General features: G+C 44.9%; 1 pseudogene. It reads left to right on the top strand.

Going from position 1 to position 761, the window contains the following annotated elements:
* Positions 1-761 (top strand): annotated as a pseudogene (locus tag RFH42_RS16845) (hypothetical protein); the annotation flags it as partial.

The raw sequence follows: 761 nt of genomic DNA, 5'->3' as shown, positions 1-761 counted from the left end.
AGTAAAGGTCAGTTAGATAAGAGTTTACAGGGTACTGGCTTAGTGGATGGTCAAGGTAACTTGATTGAAGCGGTGACTTATACTGCCGATGGCAAGGTACTGTTAAAAGACAATGCTGGTGCAGGTACCGCACTGGGTAATGTAGCTGCAGGCCAAGTGGCAAGTGGCTCACGTGATGCGATTAATGGTGGTCAACTCTTTGAGAGCAATCAAAGCTTAGCAACAGCACTCGGTGGTGGTTCTACAGTTGATGCCAATGGCAAAGTGACTGCACCAAGCTATAGTGTTGATGGTAAAACGGTCAGTAATGTTGGTGATGCCATCAGTAATGTTGATGCTCGTGTGACTGACAATACCAGCAATATTAGTAACTTGACGCAAACCCTCAACGACGGTGCGTTTAGTGTTTCTGCCAATGCGGGTACAGCAACCAAAGTGGCTAAAGATGCAGTGATTGACTATGGCAATACCGACGGTAATGTCAAAGTGACTCAAACTGGGACAAACTTTAACTTTGATTTGGCTGATCAGCTCAATGTTAAAACCGGTCTGAAAGTAGGTGCCAATGGTCCATCCATCACCACAGCAGGGATCAATGCTGCCAACACCACGATTAGCAATTTAAAAGATGGTGTTAATGCTACGGATGCAGTAAGCAAAGGTCAGTTAGATAAGAGTTTACAGGGTACTGGCTTAGTGGATGGTCAAGGTAACTTGATTGAAGCGGTGACTTATACTGCCGATGGCAAGGTACTGTTAAA

The sequence above is a fragment of the Acinetobacter rudis genome (genome assembly GCF_031157835.1).
GTDB lineage: Bacteria > Pseudomonadota > Gammaproteobacteria > Pseudomonadales > Moraxellaceae > Acinetobacter > Acinetobacter rudis_A.
Note: the sequence above shows the minus strand (reverse complement) of the source record. Positions and strands in the feature narration are given on the sequence as shown.